Genomic DNA, 15689 nt, shown 5'->3' with positions numbered 1-15689 from the left:
GCACCGCTAGCGAATTCGCTTCGTGACCAGATACGCAATGCCACCAGCCAGCAAACCCCAGACTGCCGCGCCCAGACCAAAGACCGAGATACCTGAAGCGGTGATGGCAAATGTCAAAATAGCGGCTTCCCTCTCCGCTGGAACATCAAGCGCTGCGTGGGTGGCGTTGGCAAGCACTCCGATCAACGCAATCCCTGTCAGGGTGCCCATCAGCAGCGGATCAGCATGTACGGCAAACCCGGTGATGGCCACCGCGAATACACCAAACAGGCAATAGAATACGCCTGCCATCACCGCCGACCAATACCGTTGGGCCGGGTTTGGGTGGCTGTCTTCGTTGGAACACATGGCGGCGGTGATCGCTGCAAGGCAGGTGGCCGGCGCCCCAAACGGGGCCGACAGGATGCTGGCCGAACCGACCGAAGAGAACAACCTGCCTGGGGCGGGGGAGTAGCCAAAGCTGCGCATCACCGCGATACCGGGGATGTTCTGCGTCGCCATGGTGACAATGAACAGCGGCAGGCCAATACCGACGGCAGAGGCCAGCGAGAAGGTTGGCATTGTCCAGACCGGTGCGGCGACAAGATGGGTTGGCGTGACGGACGTGTCGCCCGCATTCAGAACCACAACAATTGCTGCGGCGACAACCGCTGCCGGAACCGCAAACAAGCGGTTTACCCGCCCTGCGATGAACCAAGTCAGGATCACCGGCAAAGCCTGCCAGGGCAGTTCAACAGCGGCCTTGAAGGGCAAGATGCACAGGGGCAACAGAACACCACCCAGCATTGCCTGCGCCAATGTTGTCGGGATGGCCGCCGCCAGCCGTCCCAAAGGTCGCCACAGCCCGGCCAGCACGGTCAGCGCTCCCGCGCACAGGAACGCGCCGACCGCGTCAGAAAACCCTGCTGCAGGCATCGCTGACACGGCCAACAGCGCAACGCCCGGAGTGGACCACGCAACGCTGATGGGTTGCCGATACCACAAGCTGAGACCGATGGCCGTCACTCCCATGGCAATGGCCGCCATCATCAGGCCCGACGCGGAGTCCTGCGCCGAGGCCCCCATGGCCGCCAGTCCCTGCAACACGATAGGGAAAGAGCTGAAGAACCCGACAATGGCGACCACCAGCCCGGTTGAGATGGTTTGGATCGGGGGGAATGCGCGTGCCATCTGAGTCCTCGGGGTTATATCCGCCTTTGCTAGCAAGGGCTTGCAAGTGGGGGCAAGGGCCGTGTGTGCAAAAGTAAACCCCACCGTGGCAAACGCGGCGGGGTTTGGGATTTGAGTATTTTTGAAAAGATGAATATTAGGCGATTTCGGCTAGGCGGGCCAGCGCCTCGTTCAGCTTTTCTTCTTCCTCTTCGCGGGCGGCGAGATTGGCCTTGGCTTCGGCAACAACCTCCTCCGGGGCCGAGGCCACGAATTTCGGGTTGTTCAGACGTCCACGCAGACCGCCCAGTTCTTTAGCCAACTTGCCCTTGGCTTTTTCCAGCCGTTCCTTTTCAGCACCGATGTCGATGATATCCGCCAGTGGCAGGCCGAAAGTGGCGCCCGGTGCGGCAATGGAAATCGTTCCTTTGGGTAGGTCGTCGACCTTGGTCAGGCTGTCGATCCGTGCGAGACGCTTGATCAGCGCCTCGTTGCGGTCCCACGCTGCCTGTCCGTGGGCGTCGATCTCGGTCACCAACATCGGCACATAGAGCCCTGCGGGAACCCGCATCTGCGCACGGGCCGAGCGAGTATTTTCAATCACCGAAATTACCCAGTTCATCTCACGATCCGCATCAGCGTCGATCAGGTCGGCGGCGGCGTAAGTCGGCCAGTCGGCGTGGACGACCATCTTGGCGCGGTTGCCGGTTAGACCCCACAGTTCTTCGGTGATGAAAGGCATAATCGGGTGCAGCAGGACCATGCACTGATCCAGAACCCAGCGCATTGTGGCGCGGGTTTCGGCTTGCGCCTTGGCGTCATCGCCTTGCAACAAAGGTTTAGAGAGTTCCACATACCAGTCGCAGACCTTGCCCCAGACAAAGGCATAGAGCCCATTGGCCGCGTCGTTGAAGCGGTAGCTTTCCAGCGCCGCGTCGACCTCGGCCCGCACACGGGCGGTTTCGCCGATGATCCAGCGGTTGACGGCGGCTTTGGGTTTCAAGTCGGCTACGTCCAGTTGCGGCACGGCGTCGGTGAAGACCTCGTTCATCTCGGCAAAGCGGACGGCGTTCCACAGTTTGGTGCCAAAGTTGCGATAACCAGTGATGCGCTCGCGGGACAGTTTCAGCACGCCGCCAATCGCCGCCATCGAGGCGTTGGTGAAACGCAGCGCGTCAGCGCCGAATTCGTCGACGATCTCCAACGGGTCGATGACGTTGCCGGTGGTTTTGGACATCTTCTTGCCCTTCTCGTCACGGACGAGCTGGTGCAGGTAGACGGTGTGGAACGGAATCTGATCGACCACGGCCAGCTGCATCATCATCATCCGGGCGACCCAGAAGAACAAGATATCGAAGCCGGTGATCAGCACATCCGTGGGGAAGTAGCGCTCCAGTTCCTCGGTCTGCTCGGGCCAGCCCAGGGTGCCGATGGGCCAGAGACCTGATGAGAACCAGGTGTCGAGGACGTCGGGGTCGCGCCACACCGGATAGACAAGCTTGGTCGGGTCTTGGTCGACAGCGTATTGAGCAAGGCTTTCAGCGAACTGATGGATCGCTTCCTGTTTGTCTGCGACTTCGATAACGGTCGCGTGGCTCAACGGGCTGGGGATGTTGGCATTGTCGTCGAGGAATTTTTCTGTAACGGCCTCAAGGCTCGCCGCGCATTCCATGACATTTCCACGGTGCAGCATGCCGCCTTCGTTCAGCAAACGGCCTAACTCGACCAGATCAAGATCGCCGTCGTTCTCGTCGTCTTTGAACCCTTCTGCGGACAGGTCGATCCCATACCAAACCGGAATCTGGTGCCCCCACCACAGCTGACGCGAGATGCACCAGGGCTCGATGTTTTCCAACCAGTGATAATAAGTCTTCTCGCCTGACTCGGGGATGATCTTGACCGTGCCGTCTTTGACCGCGTCCAGCGCGGGGCCGACAACCTTTTCGGCGTCGACGAACCACTGGTCGGTGAACATCGGCTCGATGACAACTTTCGAGCGGTCGCCGAAGGGCTGCATGATTGGTTTGCTCTCGACCAGCGGGACCAGCTTGTCGGCACCTTCATGCTCGGGCTTCAGCGCGGTCGAACCCAGACGTGCGTCATCGGCGCGGCACAAGACGGCCAGTCCATCGGCGGTGATTTCTTCGACCACTTTCGCGCGCGCCTCAAACCGGTCGAGGCCACGCAGGTGATCAGGGACAAGGTTGATTGCGTCGATTTCGTTCTCGGTAAATTTACGCCCACGCGCGTATTCCTGCGCTTTCCCTGCTTCGTCTGCGTAAGGTGCGCCATCGGCCCGCATCGCACCTTTGGTGTCCATCAGACGGTACATCGGTATGCCGCCGCGCTTGGCAACCATGTTGTCGTTGAAGTCATGCGCACCGGTGATCTTCACCGCGCCCGAGCCGAAATCAGGATCAGGGTAGTCGTCGGTGATGATCGGGATCTGACGGCGGTGTTCTTTCGGACCAACCGGGATTTCACATAGTTTACCGACGATTGGCGCGTAACGTTCATCCGACGGATGAACAGCAACCGCGCCGTCGCCCAGCATGGTCTCAGGGCGCGTTGTGGCGATTGAGATGTAGTCGCGCTTTTCCTCAAAGACGATATTCCCGTCCTCATCCTTCTCGACGTAGGTATAGGTCTCGCCACCAGCCAGCGGGTATTTGAAGTGCCACATATGACCCGCGACCTCGATATTCTCGACTTCAAGGTCCGAGATCGCGGTCTCGAAATGCGGGTCCCAGTTGACCAGTCGCTTGCCGCGATAGATCAGGCCCTTTTCGTACATGTCGACGAAGACCTTGATGACTGCATCATGGAAATTGGCGGAGTTCTCGTGCCCCGTGCGTGGATCGCCCGCCGCACCGGCCATCGTGAAGGCATTGCGCGACCAATCGCAGGATGAGCCGAGACGCTTCAACTGCTCGATGATCGTGCCGCCGTATTCGCCTTTCCATTCCCAGACTTTCTCAAGGAACTTCTCACGGCCCAACTCGCGCCGTCCGGGCTGTTGGGTCGCAGCCAGCATCTTTTCCACCTGCATCTGGGTGGCGATACCGGCGTGGTCCTGACCCGGCTGCCACAGCGTGTCGAAGCCACGCATTCGGTGCCAGCGGATCAGAATGTCCTGCAGCGTGTTGTTGAAGGCGTGGCCCACGTGCAGCGCGCCCGTCACGTTGGGCGGCGGGATCATGATGGTAAAGCTTTCGTCGCGCGATTTGTTTGCGCCTGCCTTGAAGGCTCCGGCCTGTTCCCAGGTCTCGTAAATGCGGGCCTCAGCCTCGGCCGCGTTGAATGTCTTTTCCATCGCCATGGGGTGCGTCCTGCGTCATCAATCTTGGGTCAGCGCCTGCAATAACGAATGCGCAGGGGAAGGGGAAGGGTCTGCGGGTACTCTGGACAACGAACCGGTGCAGCCTAAAGTCGCCCCTACAGGCCGAGGCAGGAGCATCCAATGGACAAGTTCGGAAAAAGTCAGCCGGTCAAACGGACCGAGGATCAGCGGTTTCTAACCGGGAAGGGGCAGTACATCGACGATGCTGTGCCCGGCGACGCCCTGTTTGCGGCGTTTTTTCGCAGCCAGGTTGCGCATGGGCGGATCACCGCGCTGGATCTGGATGCCGCGCGTGAGGCGAATGGCGTGCGGCTGGTCATGGCGCTGGACGAACTGACTGAGGCCGGGATCGACACGGTTTTAAACGCGGCGCTTGTGTCGAACCGGGACGGCTCGAAAGCGGCGGCGCCGGATCGCCACATGCTGGCCAAGGACCGCGTGCGTTTTGTCGGTGAGCCGGTCGCGGTGGTCATCGCCGAAACGAAGATACAGGCCCGTGATGCAGCCGAGTTGATCTGGATGGAAACCGAGGATCTGCCCGCCAAGCTTGATCTGGAGGTGGGCGGCGAACCGCTGCACATCGAAGCTCCTGACAACCGTGCCTTTGACTGGGGCATGGGGGATGAGGCAGCGACCGAGGCGGCATTTCAGGACGCCGTGCACAGAGTGCAACTGAACGTTGCGGATAACCGGGTGATCGTTACATCGATTGAGCCGCGCGGCTGTCAGGCTGCTTGGTCCGACGGGCGGCTGCACTTTGCCTATAGCGGGCAGGGCGTCTGGGCGATGCGCGGGCAATTGGCGCAGAAGCTGAATCTGGAACCTGAATTCATTAGGGTCACCACGCCCGACGTGGGCGGTGGTTTTGGCATGAAGGTGATGCCGTATCCCGAGTATTTCTGTGTCGCCGTCGCTGCGATGAAACTGGGCCAACCTGTTCACTGGATGTCGGACCGATCTGAGGCGATGCTGTCTGATCACCATGGGCGCGACCTGACTTCGCTGGCTGAGCTGGCCTTTGATGAAGACCACCGAATTACCGCGTACCGCGTGCATAGCAAGGTCAATCTTGGGGCCTATAACAGCCATTTCGGTCAGGCAATCCAGACAAATCTGTTCAGCAAAGTTCTGATGGGCGCCTATGATGTGCAGACCTCTTTTCTGCGGGTCGAAGGGTTCTTTACCAACACAACGCAGGTGGACGCTTATCGCGGCGCTGGTCGGCCCGAGGCTATCTATGTGCTTGAACGGGCTATGGACCGCGCCGCGCGTGAATTGGGCGTCGATCCGTGGGAGTTGCGGCGCAAAAACTTCATCCGGCCTGAAGCTTTCCCTTACAAAACGACGACTGGTGAGGTCTATGACGTCGGCGATTTCGACATGGTCCTGAGCCGCGCGAGTGAACAGACATTAGGTTTTGCTGCCCGTAAGGCGGCTGATGCCGAACGTGGCCTGATCCGGGGGCAGGGCATCTGTTACTATATCGAAAGTATTTTGGGCGACCCTTCCGAGAACGCAAAGATCGCATTCTGCGAGGATGGCACCGTGAACCTCTATGTGGGGACGCAATCAAACGGCCAGGGCCATGAGACGGCCTATACCCAGTTTTTGTCGGATCAGATCGGTGTTCCGTTGGATCAGATCAATGTCATCCAGGGGGACAGCGATCAGTTACCTGCCGGAGGAGGGACAGGAGGATCGCGGTCCGTTACAGTCCAAAACACGGCCACCCTGGCCACAATCGACGTCATGATCGCCGCATTCGCGCCTTATCTGGCCGATAAGATGGGGGTCGAGGAGGCTGACGTGAATTTTGATCACGAAACATTCCGCGCACCAGGGTCGAACCTGACGCCTACATTGATCGAAGCGGCCGAGATGGCCCGCGCCGATGGCCGAACCGATCTTCTGCAACATGAGGCGCGCATTACGCTGGACGCACGCAGTTATCCGAATGGCGCACATGTTGCCGAAATCGTTATTGATTGTTTCACCGGTGAAACATGGGTCGACCGCTACACCGTAGTTGACGATTTCGGCAATCTTATCAACCCGATGTTGGCCGAGGGGCAGGTGCATGGCGGCGTGGCGCAGGGCATTGGTCAAGCCCTGTCCGAGCGTGTTGAGCATGATGCGCAGGGGCAACTGCTCACGGCTTCGTTGATGGACTACGCCTTGCCCCGTGCGTCTGAGATACCCATGATAAAGTTTACCTCGGCGCCGGTTCCGTCAACTTCGAACCCAATGGGTATGAAAGGATGCGGAGAGGCCGGCACCGTGGGCGCGCTGGCCGCTGTGGCGAACGCGGTGCAGGACGCGCTTTGGGAACATGGGGTACGGCAGGCGGATATGCCATTCACACCCCTAAGAGTTTGGGAATTGCTGACGCATGGTTCTGTCACGGCTAAGTAAAAAGATACTTGGATGGCTCGGACGGCCTTTGCGGTCCGAACATTCGGCCGAGGCGCTGCACCGTGAACCTATTAGTCATGTCATTATCCTTGACGGCACCATGTCGACGTTGGAGCCGGGGTTTGAAACTCATGCGGGTCAGACCTACCATCTGTGCCGCGAGATGGGCGGCAAGGTCTCAGTCTTTTACGAATCCGGTGTGCAGTGGGAAAGCTGGAAAACCTCTCTGGACGTGATGATGGGGCGCGGCATCAACCGACAAATCCGGCGGGCCTATGGCTATCTGGCGTCACGCTACAAACCTGGTGATAAGATATTTTTCATCGGCTATTCGCGCGGCGCTTACGGCGTGCGCAGCCTTGCGGGCGTGATCGACATGATCGGTCTGCTCAAGGCCGAACACGCGACCGAGCGCAACATCAAGCAGGCCTATCGCCACTATGAATGTACGCCTAGCGGCGAGGCAGCCTGTGAGTTCCGCCAAAAATTCTGTCATAACGAGCTCGCAATTGAAATGATCGGTGTCTGGGACACCGTCAAGGCGTTGGGCCTGCGTCTTCCGCTGCTGTGGCGCTGGGCCGAAGATAAGCACGCGTTTCACAACCATGAACTTGGCCCCGCCACCCGGCATGGCTATCACGCTATGGCGCTGGACGAGACGCGCGAGGTGTACGAGCCGGTTCTGTGGAAATGTACGCCCGAGTTTAAGGGCCACGTTGAACAGGTCTGGTTCCGTGGCACACATGGTGACGTGGGCGGGCAATTGAACGGGTTTGAAGAGGCGCGTCCCCTCAGCAATATTTCCCTGATCTGGATGCTGGACAAGGCCGAGCAGCATGGATTGCCGCTGCCCGAAGGCTGGCGCGACCGGTTCCCAACTTCAACTACTGCAACTTCGGTCGGGACCTGGCGGGGGTGGGGCAAGGTTTTCCTGCTGCGCAAGCATCGCAAAGTCGGGATGGACCAGTCCGAGCAACTGCATGTCTCGGTCGCCCCCGATGAACTGCCGGGTTGGGTACCGATGCCGGATTCGTCCTCGCACCCGGCGCAATAGGTCAATCGAACAGAGTTTGGGATTGGTCTGTTGAATGGGCGCGGAACGCTGCTGTGACATCCGCGTGAATATTTCGTGCCAAAGATAGTGCAGGTATTTTGTCCGGGGGAAAGAAGGCCGCGTCGCTGGTCTCGGCACCCGGCTGCGGGGCGTCCGTGCCATCCTCATCGCACAGGAAGAAAAGTTTATAAAAATCTCGCGAATCCGGCGGGTAGGGATGCCTTGCCTTATGGCGCAGAGCATAGAGGTGTCTGGCACGGACCTGCAGCCCAGCCTCTTCCCAGACTTCACGTTCCATATTTTCCGCTGGAGAGCTGCCAATGTCTGCAAAACCACCCGGCATGGCCCACAGCCCGTCCAGTCGTTCGCGGACCAGCAGAATGCGGCCATCACGGATTACAGCGCCGCGAATGTCGATGCTGGGCGTGGCATAACCACCAGCATGATCCGAGATCAGCCCCTCGATCCGCGATAGGGGCACCCGGCCCAAATCGGCCAGCATGGCGCGGGCCATGGCTGCAATCTCGTCATAGCGTTCGCGATCAAATGGGTCTTTGGTGAAATGCTGGCCGGTTTCGGCCAGCGCCAACAAGCGCTTTGCCCGTTTCAGCCAGGCATCCTCCAGTGCAGTCGGATCCTGGCGCATCTTCCTTACCGCCGACGGTCGCGGCGCGAGCTCATGGGTTGGAAGGCCACGCCCACATGCGCCTCACAATAAGGTTTGCCGGCTTCCACAGGCAGGCCGCAGAACCAGAAATCCTCGGTCGCGGGGTCGCCGACGGGCCATTTGCAGGTCTTCTCGGTCAGTTCCATCAACGTCAGTTTCTTGGCCTTCTTCTCGATCTCATTGACCTTGGCCAGGGCCTCGGGGCTGATTTCATTGGCCGAAGGCTGCGGTGGCAGCGGCTGACCGGCCGGAATGATCTGGCGGCGGGCAGGCACGGCGGGCTTGGCCTCGGCCGCAGGTGCGGGGGCCGGGCGGGCCGGTTCGGTTTTGGGTGTCGGTTTCGGCTTGGCCTCGGCCTTGGGCGCGGGGGTCGGTTTTTCCTTGGGCTCGGCCTTGACCGGGGATGCACCGGTGGCACGGTTCGACAGGCCCAGACGGTGCACCTTGCCGATTACGGCGTTGCGGGTCACCCCACCCAGTTCCTTGGCGATCTGGCTGGCCGACTGGCCTTCGCCCCACATTTTCTTCAGCAGCTCTACACGCTCGTCAGTCCAGGACATCATTTGCCTTTCAAAAGCGGAAAGCGGCCCCGGATTCGGGCCGCCTTGGGAAATCGTCTCAGCCCCCTATTCTAATCACTGCGCCCCGAGTTACAAGCAGTCTTCGAATCAGGTTGAGGTCAGATGATGCGGATACCCCTTGAGCAGAATGAACACCGTTTCGGAGCGGTCAACTGGATGGGTCTCTATACACTGGCCCAACGCGAGACCCTGCGCTTTCTGGCGGTCTGGACCCAGACCCTGTTGGCGCCGCTGGTGACCGCGGGTCTGTTTCTGCTGATCTTCAACATCGCTATTGGCCCCAGCCGACCCGACGTGATGGGGGTGCCGTTCCTGACCTTTTTAGCGCCGGGTATCATGATGATGACCGTGATTCAGAATGCTTTTGCCAACACCTCGTCTTCGATGGTGATTGCCAAGGTACAGGGCAACATTGTTGATACGTTGATGCCACCACTGTCTCCGTTGGAAATTCTGTTGGGCTATCTGGCGGGAGGCATCGTGCGTGGTGTTCTTATCGCCTGTGTGGTTGCCGTTGCGCTGGCGCTGGTGCTGGGGCTGGTGCCGCGAAACCCGTTGATTGCGCTGCTGTTTGTTGTTCTCGGCGGTGCTTTCATGGGGGCGTTGGGCCTGTTTGCGGGAATATTCGCCAACAAGTTCGATCAAATGGCGGCGATTACCAATTTCATCGTCACGCCGCTGGCCTTCCTGTCGGGTACATTCTATTCGGTCGAGGCATTGCCACCTGTTCTCAACCGCCTCAGCCACGTGAACCCGGTATTCTACCTGATTGATGGATTGCGAAATGGCATGATCGGGGTGTCTGACAGCTCGCCCGCACTGGGTTTCGCGGTTTGCAGTGGCGCAACGTTGATTGTCTGCGCCATTACCTGGCAGATGCTGCGAAAGGGATACAGGCTGAAAGCATGACGGTGCAGGTTTTGGATCCCGAAATCCCAAAAAACGCCGAGCTAGGCGATTCTGACGCGTGCCTCGCGCCAGACAAGGATTAGTCCGCCCGTCAGAATGATTGCAGAACCGATTTGGCTAACCACATCCGGGATAACGCCAAACACCGCAAAGTCATAGAGGGCGGCAAAGATCAGTGTGGCATAGCTGATTGGCGCCACAAAGGATGCATCCGCGCGCGCCATCCCGTTGACGAAACAGGCTTGGGCACAGGCCATCAGCACCCCGATTGCCACCAGCGCGATCCATTGTTCGGGCGTTGGCATCTGGAACACAAAGCTGACGGCGAGCGAGGCGATGGTCAGCCCCATCGCATTGTTGATCAACAGAATCTGGATGGGAATTTCACGGCCCGAAAGCTTTTTGATAAAGATTAGCTCCATCCCGATCACAGCCGCCGCCGTCAGGGCAAGCAACGCCGCAGGTTGGAAGCTGGCCGGTGTCGGACGTAGCAGGATCAATGCACCGGTCAGAGCAACAGCAGCGGCCAGCCAGCGCCACGGCCCAACGCCCTCTTTCAACAGCGGGATGGCCAGGACCATGCCAAAGACGGGGTTCAAAAAGGAAATCGCAGTGGCATCCGAGATCGGGATGAACGCGACCGAAGCGAACATCAGCGTAATCCCCACCCAGCCAAAGCTCGTCCGCCCAATATGCAACCCCCAATGCGGGCGGCTTAACCGTGGGCGCAACACGCCCACCGCGCTGACGATCACCAGAAACGCGAACAGGAACCGCCCGTGGCTGATCTGCATCGGATGCAACGCCGGGCCTAAGGTATCCGTCCCCAACGCTTTGGCCAGAAGTGTGGTGGCGGCCAGAAAGGCGCTGGCGGTGACGATCAGCAAAGCCGCAAGGGCAGGGTTCTGGCGCGCGGGTGTCATGACCCAGCGGTGCGTCACTGCGCCCTAAATGGCAAGCGATAAAAGCTGAGTTTCAAAGTGAAGTTTCTGATTTTGGAAATTCGGGGTTTTCAGAGGTCAAACACCCGGCTATACGGCCCCGCATGATCAAACACGCACATATCCTGCGACTCCGACGCCGACGCATTACTGCGTAACCGGCCTGTTTGATCCATTGCGCGCTGTAAATCCGCGAAAATCCCACCAAATCTGTTGACGAATCCGGCCTTCGTGTATCACTCACGGGGCTTAACCTAACGAAAAGGATGATCCGATGATCCCGTCCGTTCTGCCGACCTATAATCGCGCGCCCCTGACTTTCGTGAAGGGCGAAGGCGCCTGGCTGACCGAGGCGGATGGCCGACGTTTCCTTGACCTAGGTGCCGGGATTGCGGTGAACGCGCTTGGCCACGCACATCCGGCGCTGGTCAACGCGCTGACTGAACAAGCGCACGCACTTTGGCATGTCTCGAACCTGTACAACATCCCGCAGCAGCAAGCGTTGGCGGATAAGTTGGTTGAACATACCTTCGCCGATACGGTTTTCTTCACAAACTCGGGCACGGAATCCTGTGAGCTGGCCGTGAAAATGGCCCGCAAGTATTTCTATGACAAGGGGCAACCCGAACGGGTCGAGATCATTACCTTTGACGGCTCGTTCCATGGCCGGTCGTCGGCTGGTATCGCGGCGGCCGGATCTGAAAAGATGACCAAGGGCTTTGGCCCGCTGTTGCCCGGGTTCGTGCATGTCACATTCGGCGATCTTGACGGCGTTACCAATGCGATCACGGACAAGGCCGCCGCGATCCTGATCGAACCGATTCAAGGTGAGGGCGGCATTCGTCCGGTGCCCGACGCGGAACTCAAAGCCCTGCGTCAGATATGCGACGACAATGGCCTGTTGTTGATTTTGGATGAGGTGCAATGCGGCGTTGGCCGCACCGGCAAGTTGTTTGCCCACGAATGGGCGGGTATTACCCCCGATATTATGATGGTTGCCAAAGGCATCGGCGGCGGCTTCCCCTTGGGCGCGGTGCTGGCCACCGAAGACGCGGCCAGCGGTATGACCGTGGGTACCCATGGCTCGACTTATGGGGGCAACCCGCTGGGTTGCGCCGTGGGTTGCGCGGTAATCGATCAGGTGGCAACGCCTGCTTTCCTTGAAGGCGTGAACCGCAAGGCGGGGATGCTGCGCCAGAAGCTCGAAGGCCTGATCGCCGATCACCCCGACGTGTTCGAAGAGGTTCGCGGTACGGGCCTGATGCTGGGCTTGAAATGCAAGGCGACCAATACCGATGTGGTTAACGCGGGCTATGACAATGAGGTCATCACCGTTCCCGCCGCCGACAATGTCATCCGCCTGTTGCCACCCCTGACGCTGACCGAGGATGACATTGCTCAGGCCATGATCCGCCTCGACAAGGCTGCCGCACAAGTCGAAGCCAGCCTCGAATCCGCGTAATCCTCATCTTTTTCTAAATACTCCGGGGGGCCGGGGGCAGCGCCCCCGGCGACCGACAGCCAAAAGCGAAACGATATGAACCATTTCCTCGATATCCACAAAACCGATGCAGGCGATCTGCGGACGATGATCGATCAGGCCGGCGAAATGAAACAGGCCCGTCTGGGTCGCCCCAAAGCCGCGCAGGATGATGATCAGCCGCTCAAGGACCGCATGGTCGCACTGATCTTTGAAAAACCCTCGACCCGAACGCGCGTGTCCTTCGATGTGGGCGTACGGCAGATGGGCGGGCAGACCATGGTGTTGTCGGGTAAGGACATGCAACTGGGCCACGGCGAAACCATTGCCGACACGGCCCGTGTCCTGTCGCGTTATGTCGACATGATCATGATCCGGACGTTCGATGAAACCATCCTGACCGAGATGGCTGAATATTCCGACGTGCCGGTGATCAACGGCCTGACCGACCGTACGCATCCCTGCCAGATCATGGCTGACGTGCTGACTTTTGAAGAACATCGCGGGCCGATCAAAGGAAAAAAAGTGGTCTGGACCGGAGACGGCAACAACGTCTGCGCCTCGTTCCTGCATGCGGCGGGCCAGTTCGGATTCGATCTGACCTTCACCGGTCCCGCTCAGTTCGACCCCGAGGAAGAATTCATGGGGTTCGCTCGTCAGAAGGGTTCGAAAATCGTGGTCGAGCGTGACCCTTACAAAGCGGTGGAAGATGCCGATCTTATAGTGGCCGATACTTGGGTCTCGATGCACGATTCCCAATCGGCCAAAGAGCGTCGTCACAACCTGCTGCGCCCCTATCAGGTGAATACCGAGTTGATGTCTCATGCCAAGCCGGATGCGCTGTTCATGCATTGCCTGCCTGCGCACCGCGAGGAAGAGGCGACATCCGAGGTCATGGACGGACCGAACTCGGTAATCTTTGACGAAGCTGAAAACCGTCTGCATGCCCAAAAGGCGGTCATGCGCTGGTGTCTGGGCGTTTAACTGCGCCGCCGGATATCCCACACACGCAATCTGGCGAGCGTTCGGACGCTCGCCAACAGAACCAGAACGCAGAGGGCGGTTTTGGTCATGATCTCCATCGTCCCTTCAATCAGCATCGCATGCACGACACTGCCGACAATGGTTATGGCGGCTAACCCTGTGTGACCCAGCCTCCAGATACGGTACCGCGGGGCCAGACGCTGCCGAAAGATGCCCAGACAGGCGGCAGCGAAGGCGGCCCACATCGCAACGACGCCCCAGGCTGAAAACGGGGTGGGTGAGACGAGCAGCAACGCATCCACAACATCCGGGGGGCTGGTGATCCACAAGCCGCCCACATGCACCACAAGGGCGATGATCAGAGTGATGCCAACCCGTCGATGCCAGCGCCGGCTGGCCAAAGGCAGTAATCCAGCCAAGTCGCGCCCGGCCAGCAAGGGTTGCAGCAACAACAGCCCCATACTCAGCACTCCGGCAAACCCGGCCACGATGTAGACTGGGTCGCGCCACGCCAATAAAGGGCTATGCGCCGCCGCAATCAGCGGCACAGCTATGGCGGCGATCACAGCCGCCCAGATCAAAAGGCTGCGGATCACGTAAATCAGGCGGGTTGCAGGACGAAATGCGCGGCAAGGGTCTGGTCTTTTGAACTTGCCATGATCGGACGCAGGAATACCGTCTCAAACTCGCCGCTGTCATAGGCCAGATGCCCGTGCGGCTGGCCAAAGGCGGGCACGATCTGCGGCATCTCCAACCGGAACTCACCATTGGCGTCGGTCAGTGTAGCACCATGGCTTTGCGGATCCCGCTCATGCCCTTCGGTTGTGTGAGCCCAGATTTGGATACGTTGGCCGGGCAGAGGGGCACCGTCCCCAGCCCGCCGCACAGTGCCGGTCATCCAGAACCCACCGCCGCCGATCCGCTCGACGATGGGTGCGCCGGGGCGGTAGTTGTTCGACCCGCCGCGCATGGACCGTGTCGGGGCCAGCCCGGCGGCGCGTGCGGGCATCCGCAAGCCCGAACCGCCAGTGACCAGAGCAGCCCCGCCCAGCGCCATTACGGATCTACGAGACAAGTGTGAATTCGTCATGTCGGGACCTCCTGCAAGGTAACATCCATAGCAACCTGAGCGCGCCACAGCGCAAAGATAGCACGGTTCAGATCAATTCCGAGGCGATCTTCACCACTCTGTGATCACCCCAAGCCCCAGCGAATTTCTTTGACCCTGTGCTGGTTGCGGTGCCATCGTCGGTATAACGATGCGAAAGGCTGAAAAATGGACAAGACACAATCGGTTTCGCCCGACGAAATTGCAGCCTTCAAGCGGGACGGTGCCGTTGTGCTGCGCTCGAAATTCTCGGATCATTGGTTGGACTTGTTGCGCGAAGGTATCAGTGCGGACCTGGCCAACCCGACCGACAATTTCACTCGTCACACCAAGGACCCAGACGCCCCTGCTTATTTCGAGGATTTCTGGGCGTGGAACAAGATTCCGCAATTTAGGGATTTCGTGCATCACTCGCCGTGCGCCCCACTGGCTGCGGGTTTATTGGATGCGCCGTCGATCAACCTTGTGATGGATAACTGGTTCCTGCGTGAGGCCGGATCGACCTCGCGCCCACCCTTTCATCAGGACCTGTCCTATTTCGATTTCGAAGGCACTATGTGCGTCCTTTGGCTGCCTCTTGAACCGGTGACTAAAGAAAACGGCATTGCCTTCGTCAAAGGCTCGCATCTGTGGGACAAGCTGTTCATGCGGGTTCGGTTTGCGGATGGTCATCCCAGTCTTGGGGCCACTGAGGTCGCAGGCCGAACGTATCACCAGCCCCCGGATATCAACGCCGATCCCGGCGCCTATGACTTGTTGCAGTGGGATATGGAATTAGGGGATTGCATCTATTTCGATATGCGAACACTGCATGGTGGTCTGTCCTCGGTCACGCCGACGGAAACAGTGCGTCGGTTTAGCCTGCGGATGACAGCGCCGGACGGGATTATCCGATATCGCGGAGATTGGGCGAAAGACGAACGTGCGCAGTTCGAGGCCGCCGGTTACAGCGAAGGCGACCGCATCGACGGGCCGTTTTTCCCCCGGCTTTGGCCAAGAGAGGCACTTTGAGCAATGGGATGAAATAACATAACATCGAAATTGCACTTAATCTGTGCGAAATG

The 15689-nt window shown here is 59.3% G+C and carries 13 protein-coding genes; 6 read left to right on the top strand and 7 right to left on the bottom strand.

The annotated features are described in order from the left end of the window. Positions 1-6: 6 nt before the first annotated feature. Entirely contained in the window at positions 7-1170 is a 1164-nt protein-coding gene (locus ACR0AL_RS19595; protein WP_480664354.1) for a benzoate/H(+) symporter BenE family transporter, read from the bottom strand. Positions 1171-1306: 136 nt separating this feature from the next. After that, on the bottom strand, positions 1307-4468 hold the full coding sequence (locus ACR0AL_RS19590) for a valine--tRNA ligase (RefSeq protein ID WP_480664352.1): 3162 nt from the start codon (positions 4466-4468) through the stop codon (positions 1307-1309). Positions 4469-4609: 141 nt separating this feature from the next. On the opposite strand from ACR0AL_RS19590, the gene ACR0AL_RS19585 reads away from it, so the two are divergent. Together ACR0AL_RS19585 and ACR0AL_RS19580 are read left to right on the top strand one after the other, a co-directional pair. Continuing rightward, positions 4610-6901, top strand: a complete 2292-nt coding sequence (locus tag ACR0AL_RS19585; protein ID WP_480664350.1) for a xanthine dehydrogenase family protein molybdopterin-binding subunit — start codon at positions 4610-4612, stop codon at positions 6899-6901. Next, positions 6879-7955 carry a DUF2235 domain-containing protein gene (locus ACR0AL_RS19580; protein ID WP_170398871.1) on the top strand — a complete coding sequence of 359 codons (1077 nt, stop codon included), beginning with the start codon at positions 6879-6881 and terminating at the stop codon, positions 7953-7955. The genes ACR0AL_RS19585 and ACR0AL_RS19580 overlap by 23 nt, the downstream gene beginning before the upstream one ends. Before the next feature lies 1 nt (position 7956). On the opposite strand, the gene ACR0AL_RS19575 is transcribed toward ACR0AL_RS19580, so the two are convergent. Together ACR0AL_RS19575 and ACR0AL_RS19570 are read right to left on the bottom strand one after the other, a co-directional pair. After that, the gene (locus tag ACR0AL_RS19575) at positions 7957-8601 is read right to left on the bottom strand and encodes an NUDIX hydrolase (RefSeq protein WP_425082186.1); all 645 of its coding nucleotides are present in this window, start codon (positions 8599-8601) and stop codon (positions 7957-7959) included. 5 nt (positions 8602-8606) lie between these two features. Next, positions 8607-9182, bottom strand: a complete 576-nt coding sequence (locus ACR0AL_RS19570; protein WP_480664389.1) for a GcrA family cell cycle regulator — start codon at positions 9180-9182, stop codon at positions 8607-8609. Positions 9183-9308: 126 nt separating this feature from the next. Between ACR0AL_RS19570 and ACR0AL_RS19565 the strand changes: the two genes are divergently transcribed. Continuing rightward, positions 9309-10112: an ABC transporter permease gene (locus ACR0AL_RS19565; RefSeq protein WP_170414448.1), complete on the top strand. Its 804-nt coding sequence runs from the start codon at positions 9309-9311 to the stop codon at positions 10110-10112. 41 nt (positions 10113-10153) lie between these two features. Here ACR0AL_RS19565 and ACR0AL_RS19560 read toward each other — a convergent pair whose 3' ends face one another. Further along, positions 10154-11035: a DMT family transporter gene (locus ACR0AL_RS19560; RefSeq protein ID WP_480664348.1), complete on the bottom strand. Its 882-nt coding sequence runs from the start codon at positions 11033-11035 to the stop codon at positions 10154-10156. A 292-nt stretch (positions 11036-11327) separates the two neighbouring features. Between ACR0AL_RS19560 and ACR0AL_RS19555 the strand changes: the two genes are divergently transcribed. Further along, positions 11328-12515, top strand: coding sequence for an acetylornithine transaminase (locus ACR0AL_RS19555; protein WP_480664346.1), 1188 nt, complete (start codon positions 11328-11330; stop codon positions 12513-12515). 75 nt (positions 12516-12590) lie between these two features. After that, positions 12591-13517, top strand: coding sequence for an ornithine carbamoyltransferase (gene argF / locus ACR0AL_RS19550; RefSeq protein ID WP_480659299.1), 927 nt, complete (start codon positions 12591-12593; stop codon positions 13515-13517). On the opposite strand, the gene ACR0AL_RS19545 is transcribed toward argF, so the two are convergent. Both ACR0AL_RS19545 and ACR0AL_RS19540 read right to left on the bottom strand, forming a co-directional pair. Beyond that, complete coding sequence (locus tag ACR0AL_RS19545) at positions 13514-14110, bottom strand: ferric reductase-like transmembrane domain-containing protein (RefSeq protein ID WP_437440783.1); 597 nt, start codon at positions 14108-14110, stop codon at positions 13514-13516. The genes argF and ACR0AL_RS19545 overlap by 4 nt on opposite strands. Positions 14111-14118: 8 nt before the next feature. Further along, the gene (locus ACR0AL_RS19540) at positions 14119-14607 is read right to left on the bottom strand and encodes a peptidase associated/transthyretin-like domain-containing protein (RefSeq protein WP_170414356.1); all 489 of its coding nucleotides are present in this window, start codon (positions 14605-14607) and stop codon (positions 14119-14121) included. 186 nt (positions 14608-14793) lie between these two features. On the opposite strand from ACR0AL_RS19540, the gene ACR0AL_RS19535 reads away from it, so the two are divergent. Continuing rightward, entirely contained in the window at positions 14794-15636 is an 843-nt protein-coding gene (locus ACR0AL_RS19535) for a phytanoyl-CoA dioxygenase family protein (protein ID WP_170414358.1), read from the top strand. Positions 15637-15689 lie beyond the last annotated feature (53 nt).

Source organism: Ruegeria sp. BB1 (genome assembly GCF_056539465.1).
The sequence above is the reverse complement of the archived record's forward strand: the minus strand, read 5'-3'. Positions and strand labels throughout refer to the sequence as shown.

What these genes read in the sequence shown, in the direction of transcription:
- ACR0AL_RS19595 (WP_480664354.1), bottom strand. Translation starts at nt 1,170, where the DNA reads ATGGCACGCGCATTCCCCCCGATCCAAACCATCTCAACCGGGCTGGTG.
- ACR0AL_RS19590 (WP_480664352.1), bottom strand. Translation starts at nt 4,468, where the DNA reads ATGGCGATGGAAAAGACATTCAACGCGGCCGAGGCTGAGGCCCGCATT.
- ACR0AL_RS19585 (WP_480664350.1), top strand. Translation starts at nt 4,610, where the DNA reads ATGGACAAGTTCGGAAAAAGTCAGCCGGTCAAACGGACCGAGGATCAG.
- ACR0AL_RS19580 (WP_170398871.1), top strand. Translation starts at nt 6,879, where the DNA reads ATGGTTCTGTCACGGCTAAGTAAAAAGATACTTGGATGGCTCGGACGG.
- ACR0AL_RS19575 (WP_425082186.1), bottom strand. Translation starts at nt 8,601, where the DNA reads ATGCGCCAGGATCCGACTGCACTGGAGGATGCCTGGCTGAAACGGGCA.
- ACR0AL_RS19570 (WP_480664389.1), bottom strand. Translation starts at nt 9,182, where the DNA reads ATGTCCTGGACTGACGAGCGTGTAGAGCTGCTGAAGAAAATGTGGGGC.
- ACR0AL_RS19565 (WP_170414448.1), top strand. Translation starts at nt 9,309, where the DNA reads ATGCGGATACCCCTTGAGCAGAATGAACACCGTTTCGGAGCGGTCAAC.
- ACR0AL_RS19560 (WP_480664348.1), bottom strand. Translation starts at nt 11,035, where the DNA reads ATGACACCCGCGCGCCAGAACCCTGCCCTTGCGGCTTTGCTGATCGTC.
- ACR0AL_RS19555 (WP_480664346.1), top strand. Translation starts at nt 11,328, where the DNA reads ATGATCCCGTCCGTTCTGCCGACCTATAATCGCGCGCCCCTGACTTTC.
- argF (WP_480659299.1), top strand. Translation starts at nt 12,591, where the DNA reads ATGAACCATTTCCTCGATATCCACAAAACCGATGCAGGCGATCTGCGG.
- ACR0AL_RS19540 (WP_170414356.1), bottom strand. Translation starts at nt 14,607, where the DNA reads ATGACGAATTCACACTTGTCTCGTAGATCCGTAATGGCGCTGGGCGGG.
- ACR0AL_RS19535 (WP_170414358.1), top strand. Translation starts at nt 14,794, where the DNA reads ATGGACAAGACACAATCGGTTTCGCCCGACGAAATTGCAGCCTTCAAG.